Origin of the sequence: Pseudoalteromonas sp. 20-92 (assembly GCF_030847595.1) — a bacterium.
Classification (GTDB): domain Bacteria; phylum Pseudomonadota; class Gammaproteobacteria; order Enterobacterales; family Alteromonadaceae; genus Pseudoalteromonas; species Pseudoalteromonas fuliginea.
In genome coordinates this window covers 89,297-95,705 of the sequence record NZ_JANJGQ010000019.1, presented here as the reverse complement: position 1 = coordinate 95,705, position 6,409 = coordinate 89,297, and the positions used below count along the sequence as shown (strand labels likewise).

The following is a 6,409-nucleotide window of genomic DNA, read 5'->3' as shown; positions in this document are numbered from 1 at the left end:
AGAAAAAAGCTATGCGCAGTACAGCCTACCTTGAAAAGGTACTGAACGCATAGACTTTTTTCATGCTCTTGCCCTGTGGCTTAGGCGTTTTCAAATTAACGAGCATTGGCAACCTTATAACTACTTTCACGAATATTGATATAATTGATAATCATAAATATGTTTATATCTATATTTATAAATACGTTTAACACTTTCCCCCGTTTAGAACATTGAGTATATAACTAATACAAAGGCTGTAGAGGATCTAAAACTTCAAAAGTACGAATAGAACTAACTAAAAGTACGACGATATTTATCAGAAGTACAATGCTATCCAATATCAAAAATACGACTCTAATTTAGGCTTTACCCCTTTCGTAAACGCTCAATTTCAAACAGTGCAAGTTGCCTTCTCCCGCTTTCAGTATCGCGAAAAATTAATACGTTATCGCTCTCAACCCTAAGTCGATAATCTAAAATTTTTTTAAGTTTTTGGATACGGTTCTTTAAGGCTGGTAGCGGTAGCTTAATACCAATTCTTTCACGGAGATTATCTAATTTGATAACCTGCATAGAAGGTCTACCACATCGCTTCCGACATACTTCATAAAGCCTACGCTCAAATGGTTTGGATAATTGAAAGTAATCTTCATGTAATGTTAAAACATCATTGTCATCAATCGACTCAATGATCCAATCGGGCAATGTTACTTGCCAGCAACTTAAACCACTATCTTCGATTAACTTAAAACCTTCGATGAGACCCATGCTTTCCAAAAACCTTCGACCATTAAACTTATAATCGGTAGTTATTAATGTTCCTGCGAGTCGGTATAGAGCCTTTTCAACAAGCTTGTACTCTTTACCTGATGTTCCTCTTCCTGTGGCTTTTAGGAGATCATAAGTATTGAAGCAAGCCGTGTTACTAAGCTCTAACTTAGCGTTTTTTGCAGCCATTATGTGGCTCAAGCAATAAATGAGTATTTCTTTATCTTTGATGGTTGCTCGACCTAAAACGCTTGGTACAATTTTTATAGATACGCCTTTATATGAAAAATCCAACGCACCTTTAGACTTTCCATCTAATGCAAAAACAGGCCACACCATTGAAAACATATCTGACTTTAAGCTCACATGTGTCATTGAGCAATTCATGTAGACCGTCACTTAGAAGCGAGGCTGTGATTCTAACCACTCATGAAAATCAGAAACTGGAAACAAAACCCGACGACCTATTTTTATATACGGCGGTAAAGGATATCTGTCACTATTTTGTTTATTAATTGCTATCTGATTAAACAGAGACTGTTTACTTATGCAAAGAAGATCTGCCGCCTCTTGAGTGCGATAAAAAATTACTTTTTTGTTATTCATTAATATTTCCTCAAATAAATCAAATGCAATAAATTAATACTTATTGCTAACACTTCTTACTTGAAGCAATCCTAATAAATTTAAGAATGAATGACTCTCAAAAAGGGGGGGGTCAATTTTTCGATGCTTTTTTTAAAATAGTAAAAGATGGTAATACAAAGTAAGTCTGATGATCTAAAGTTAGATATAAGTAAGGGACTTAGAAGGAAATTAACGCTTTATTGAATAATATAAGACTAAATTTTTGCTCAAAACAGAGTGCTTAAAGTTTGGCATGCCAAACTCAAGCTAAAAATTTAATGAAAACTGTAGGTGATTGGCAAGTTTAAATCATGATCCCAATTGGAAAGCATAACAATCCATTGAAAAAAATGCTGAACGTCTTTTTCAGAGTAACCACTATTCACAATCTTTAAAGACTCCGAGCGATTACAAAACATCTGATAACTTTCTTTTTGAATATCCCAAACCTCACCTTTATCATTTATATAATGATGAAGCATAAAATCTAAGGTAAGCAATGAACTAATTAACCGAGGTTCCGATATATTATTTAATTGGCTGCTTAATAGCGCTAATTGTTGATAGCTTTTCTCGCAACCATAAAGCTGCACTGATAATACTGCAAGCACAGACTGATATGGCTTATTTTCAGGTTTAATCATACTACTTGTCACTTATAGAGCTCTCCACGGGCATGTGCATCTCTGGCCTCCTGTTCAGCATAGTCGTCCCCACAATGATTTACACTTCCCATCCCATCACTGTACTCATCAATAAAGCGATCCTCCTCTGACTTATCCTCAACGTCTAAGATAACAGCCACGGCCACCGAACCAATAACCTTTAGTGTTTTCCAAATCATATACCACCTCTAAAGCTAAGTATTACTTAGTATCTAAAATACATTAAAGCTAAGAAACTCTTAGTTTTCAAGTTAAGAATAAATATAAATGAAAACTAATGATGACTCCCCTTTCCCAAAACGATTAAAAGAAGCAAGAAAAGCAAAAGCACTATCCCAAAAAAAACTAGGGATCTTAGCTGGTATGGATGAGTTCGCAGCATCGGCCAGAATGAACCAATATGAAAAAGGTGTTCATGCTCCTGACTTTAAAACAGTTAAAGCATTAGCTAATATTTTAGAAGTCCCTACTGCATTTTTGTATTGCATAGAAGATGAACTCGCTGAAGAAATTTTAAATTATAAATAAACTTAAATAAGGGCAGTTAGTAGCCCCTATTAAATAAACTTCTTACTTATCAGGTGTAATTGACTTTGTTACTGGGAAAACACAATGGTTTTTAGCCTGCTTATCATCATCTTTATTTAAATCATACCTTGGAGAGCAAGCTAAGTGCTTACCCTTTGTGTCAAATATAATACTTTCCGTATTTGTAATGAAAATTGAATTATTTTTACCCGAAAAAACAATTCGACCATGCAGCTGATTCCCATACGCATCAATATAAATAGAACAACCTGAAATCATATTATACTCTTTATCTCTTTCCTCCTTTTTCCTTATTACATCTAAGGGAGCACAAATACCGCTTTGAATCATATCCTTACCGTAAGAGTAACCAACTGAGTAAAAAACAGATAAAGCCCCCCAAACAATCCACAGCAAAAAAGATACAGAAACCATATATATAATTAATCCAAAGAAAGCAAAAAATGGATATGTGAACATTTTTTTTAAGAATACAGGTAGTTTCCTAAAATAATACAGTACTTTATTTGGCGTACTTCCATCTCGGTTAACTAATTTAAAATCAAAAATGAAGTATCCATAAAATGCCATCAATACACATAGCAGTGACACCCCGATCCAACCTATCTTAAAAAACTTTGCCACTTCGGCCATCCAATTTTCATAAGCAGATCTAATCGCAATCATAGTCATGTGTGTAGTTTCTTGATTACTTAATTCAACACTGGAATTACCTAATCCAATAGCCTCTATAACTCCCTTCAAGAAGCTATAACCCGCATAATGATTAATAGCTGCAATTGCGCCACCCAAAATAGCTAAAATCGACAGTTTGGTTGCAATTCTCTCTATTGTTTCACTTTTTCTTTTAGTCTCTTCAGTCATACAATATTCCTTGTAATAGAAACTAATAATTATCATGCTTAAAAGTGTGAATGAAGTAATAAATTACTATTATGGAAATTTATTTAAACCATTTCAAAATGAGGCATCATGAGCAATTCGCCTCCTTTTTACTGGGCTTTGCCCAGACCCCGCTATGTAGAAGCCTAAAATCGGCTTACACATAGCGGGGTCTGGGGATATAAGGCGTTATACGCATACTTTTATTTGCAGATTGAAATGGTTTGAAAAAGTGCTAATCTAGAAACTAGTTTAGCTCTTAACGAGCAAAGAAAAATACAGGCGCTGTTCAGCTGCCTTCAAAGCGTAGTAACGAGGTTTACAAGTTTCACTTCACTGTGGAAATCATATTGATGCTTTTACGTATCAAAAATAATTAATGGCGAGATCAGTCCGAGCCAAACGCTATGCGTTGAACAGGGGCGAATAGGCATTAGCCGCTGAGCTTTAATAGCCAGTCTATCTTACAAATCCCTTGGAGAGTTACTATGACCTTTAATGTTAAGGCTGAAGCATTGCGCCTAAAAAACGAAAAAAAGCTAATCAGTAAAAAACGATTTAAGCCATCAAAGCTCGATATTCATAAACACAAACTACTTGCGCTTCATAAAGAAGCAACAAGCATTGCTTGTTTGCAACGATGGCTTTTGCGCAAAGGAGTAAAAACACACTGGAGTACTGTAAAACGATGGATTGATAAAAATGCCTAAGTTCGCAAAGCCTGAAGCACAAGCAGAAAAGCTAGCTAAAAACTTATACCAACACAAAATTGTTAAATCGCTTGGCACTGCTCGTAATTATAAAACTGCACTTATAAAAATAGCTAGATGGTCAAAGAATATTGGCATTAATGGTGTGCAAGGGGTGAGCATTCAAGATGCTTATAAATACCTTGATTACCGCAGTGAGTTTGCAGGCCAAAAAACGCTGGATATGGAACGACAAGCAATTCAAGCTATGTTTAAACTCAACGGCAAACTTGGCCCTAAAGAAACACTGACTGTAATAAAATCCGAAAAAGATATAATTGAAAAGTCTCGCGCCTACACTCCTGCTCAAGCTCATGCAATTAGTGAACATCAAACTAGAAAATATAATTTATCTACACAAATAGCCTACGCAGCAGGATTAAGAGCCCATGAGCTATTAACTATAGCAAGAGTATCAGAGCGAAAGGCTGATAGCCGTCCTGTGCTAGACAGTAAATGGCTTGGTCGAGAAGGTAGTATTTATACAGTGAAAGGCAAAGGCGGCCTAATCCGTGATGTACTAATACCTAGCGCACTGGCTACACAGCTAGAACAAAGGCGCTTAATACAGCCTGTAACAGTTCGTGATAGGGAAATTAACTATCTACAACGCTATGATATTGGTGGTGGTCATAAATGGTCATGCTCATTCTCAAAAGCATCTAGTCGCACACTCTTTTTTTCTAATGGCGGTCATGGCCTCAGGCATAGCTACGCACAAGAGAGAATGGCTGAGTTAAAAAGTTTAGGTTTAAGTAGAGCAACAGCTCTCGAAACTGTATCGCAAGAGCTTGGTCATTTCAGGGCTGAAATTACTGAAGTTTATTTAAGGTAGATAGTAAGTGATTTTAAAAAAGGTTAGATATAATTAATCTTTAGAATTATGGTGGGGACCCAAACAGGGTCCCCATCGAGCATTTTACAACCGCAAGTTGAAGAAGCCGCTGCCATCTTATGCTACTATTTGTTCCCTATGAACTGACCGTAACGAGTGCTGCGCGGGTCCACATACTAAGTATGCCTCATATTTATAGACCAAGGGACGTATGCTTGGTCTGGTTTAATATTAAGCTAAATAAACTATATGATCAACTATTTTCGAGTTGTTAAATCGCTAAGCAAACAAAATCCTCCGGCAATATTAATTCCTCTAGAGCTAAGTATTCTTGCAGACGAAAGTAATGTAGTTCCTGTAGACAGCAAGTCATCAACAATTAATATGTTACCATCTATATTAACCCCAGAGTAACTGGGGTTAATCTTTACTGGCTCAAAATAATGACGAATCTTATTTTCAATTTTTTTTAGCGATACTTCTTCGTTAGCATCAAGCTTTTTATAAGTAGATAGTACTTTTTTTACAGCTTTTTTATGCTTGTCGTTAACTGAAGTGAGACTAAAAGTGCTAAGGACATCTCCTACAGTCTGCTTTGAAAAGTAATCGTCTATGTATACCGCTCGTATTTGTCGAGCAACACGATTCCCAAAGTGAGATACAATTTGATGAGAAGAAGGCACCCCTAAAACAAAATCCACATCAATATCTTGGCACATTTTGAAAAGTATTTCTTTAAAACTAGGTCTAAAACGAAAAAGCTCACTGTTCGTAATTGAATATGGTGACTTCCGCTTAAGAGCATAGATAAAAGGATTACCATCCCTTTGATAATCACCGTATTTAGTTCGTCTGTATACACACTTGACCAAAAGGTTTTCTTTTAAAGACTCAACAGGATTGCGTTCTATGCTTGTAACTAACCTCTGTTCGTGAGTTTCATTCAAGCTTACTTTGTGAGCCCTACAAATATCAATTCCCAATGATATATCCTAAGCATTTACATATACAATAGATATTACATTGTTAGCCCCGCTCACGAAAGATACTAACTTAATGTATGACTATTTTAATTAATAAAGATAAATGAATGCATTAAGACAATACTATCCCAACCTAAAAAGTTACAAACTCTTATTAATTTTGCTATTGTAAAAGTAGCACAGAGGTAGCACAGAGTAATTTAGGTTAGTAGATATTTACTTGGAAAGCTTGTAAAAGTGGTGGCCCCTCCCAGACTCGAACTGGGGACCTAACGATTATGAGTCGTGTGCTCTAACCAACTGAGCTAAGGGGCCAACTTTTATATAACTGCTAGGCAGTTAATTTTTGAAGCGTTCAGTCACAGAGCG

9 protein-coding genes and 1 tRNA gene are annotated in these 6,409 nt (G+C 36.0%); 3 read left to right on the top strand and 7 right to left on the bottom strand.

Annotated elements, in window-relative coordinates:
- Positions 1-348: 348 nt before the first annotated feature.
- The 4 genes from NRL14_RS15310 to NRL14_RS15295 form a co-directional block, all read right to left on the bottom strand.
- A complete protein-coding gene (locus tag NRL14_RS15310) occupies positions 349-1,125 on the bottom strand; it encodes a replication initiator protein A (RefSeq protein WP_306725054.1) in 777 nt (258 codons plus the stop codon).
- 24 nt (positions 1,126-1,149) lie between these two features.
- Positions 1,150-1,356 (bottom strand): AlpA family transcriptional regulator, encoded by a 207-nt coding sequence (locus NRL14_RS15305; RefSeq protein WP_306725053.1) that lies wholly within the window; start codon positions 1,354-1,356, stop codon positions 1,150-1,152.
- A 296-nt stretch (positions 1,357-1,652) separates the two neighbouring features.
- The gene (locus tag NRL14_RS15300) at positions 1,653-2,021 is read right to left on the bottom strand and encodes a hypothetical protein (protein ID WP_306725052.1); all 369 of its coding nucleotides are present in this window, start codon (positions 2,019-2,021) and stop codon (positions 1,653-1,655) included.
- 8 nt (positions 2,022-2,029) lie between these two features.
- On the bottom strand, positions 2,030-2,221 hold the full coding sequence (locus NRL14_RS15295) for a hypothetical protein (protein WP_306725051.1): 192 nt from the start codon (positions 2,219-2,221) through the stop codon (positions 2,030-2,032).
- An 88-nt stretch (positions 2,222-2,309) separates the two neighbouring features.
- On the opposite strand from NRL14_RS15295, the gene NRL14_RS15290 reads away from it, so the two are divergent.
- Positions 2,310-2,570 carry a helix-turn-helix domain-containing protein gene (locus NRL14_RS15290; RefSeq protein WP_306725050.1) on the top strand — a complete coding sequence of 87 codons (261 nt, stop codon included), beginning with the start codon at positions 2,310-2,312 and terminating at the stop codon, positions 2,568-2,570.
- A 42-nt stretch (positions 2,571-2,612) separates the two neighbouring features.
- On the opposite strand, the gene NRL14_RS15285 is transcribed toward NRL14_RS15290, so the two are convergent.
- A complete protein-coding gene (locus tag NRL14_RS15285) occupies positions 2,613-3,455 on the bottom strand; it encodes a hypothetical protein (protein ID WP_306725049.1) in 843 nt (280 codons plus the stop codon).
- A 506-nt stretch (positions 3,456-3,961) separates the two neighbouring features.
- On the opposite strand from NRL14_RS15285, the gene NRL14_RS15280 reads away from it, so the two are divergent.
- Together NRL14_RS15280 and NRL14_RS15275 are read left to right on the top strand one after the other, a co-directional pair.
- Positions 3,962-4,183 (top strand): hypothetical protein, encoded by a 222-nt coding sequence (locus tag NRL14_RS15280; protein WP_306725048.1) that lies wholly within the window; start codon positions 3,962-3,964, stop codon positions 4,181-4,183.
- Positions 4,176-5,057, top strand: a complete 882-nt coding sequence (locus NRL14_RS15275; RefSeq protein WP_306725047.1) for a site-specific integrase — start codon at positions 4,176-4,178, stop codon at positions 5,055-5,057. The genes NRL14_RS15280 and NRL14_RS15275 overlap by 8 nt, the downstream gene beginning before the upstream one ends.
- A gap of 257 nt (positions 5,058-5,314) precedes the next feature.
- Here NRL14_RS15275 and NRL14_RS15270 read toward each other — a convergent pair whose 3' ends face one another.
- The gene (locus tag NRL14_RS15270; RefSeq protein ID WP_306725046.1) at positions 5,315-6,040 is read right to left on the bottom strand and encodes a phosphoribosyltransferase; all 726 of its coding nucleotides are present in this window, start codon (positions 6,038-6,040) and stop codon (positions 5,315-5,317) included.
- Positions 6,041-6,278: 238 nt separating this feature from the next.
- Positions 6,279-6,355: transfer RNA gene (locus NRL14_RS15265), tRNA-Ile, on the bottom strand.
- Positions 6,356-6,409 lie beyond the last annotated feature (54 nt).

What these genes read in the sequence shown, in the direction of transcription:
- NRL14_RS15310 (WP_306725054.1), bottom strand. Translation starts at nt 1,125, where the DNA reads ATGACACATGTGAGCTTAAAGTCAGATATGTTTTCAATGGTGTGGCCT.
- NRL14_RS15305 (WP_306725053.1), bottom strand. Translation starts at nt 1,356, where the DNA reads ATGAATAACAAAAAAGTAATTTTTTATCGCACTCAAGAGGCGGCAGAT.
- NRL14_RS15300 (WP_306725052.1), bottom strand. Translation starts at nt 2,021, where the DNA reads ATGATTAAACCTGAAAATAAGCCATATCAGTCTGTGCTTGCAGTATTA.
- NRL14_RS15295 (WP_306725051.1), bottom strand. Translation starts at nt 2,221, where the DNA reads ATGATTTGGAAAACACTAAAGGTTATTGGTTCGGTGGCCGTGGCTGTT.
- NRL14_RS15290 (WP_306725050.1), top strand. Translation starts at nt 2,310, where the DNA reads ATGAAAACTAATGATGACTCCCCTTTCCCAAAACGATTAAAAGAAGCA.
- NRL14_RS15285 (WP_306725049.1), bottom strand. Translation starts at nt 3,455, where the DNA reads ATGACTGAAGAGACTAAAAGAAAAAGTGAAACAATAGAGAGAATTGCA.
- NRL14_RS15280 (WP_306725048.1), top strand. Translation starts at nt 3,962, where the DNA reads ATGACCTTTAATGTTAAGGCTGAAGCATTGCGCCTAAAAAACGAAAAA.
- NRL14_RS15275 (WP_306725047.1), top strand. Translation starts at nt 4,176, where the DNA reads ATGCCTAAGTTCGCAAAGCCTGAAGCACAAGCAGAAAAGCTAGCTAAA.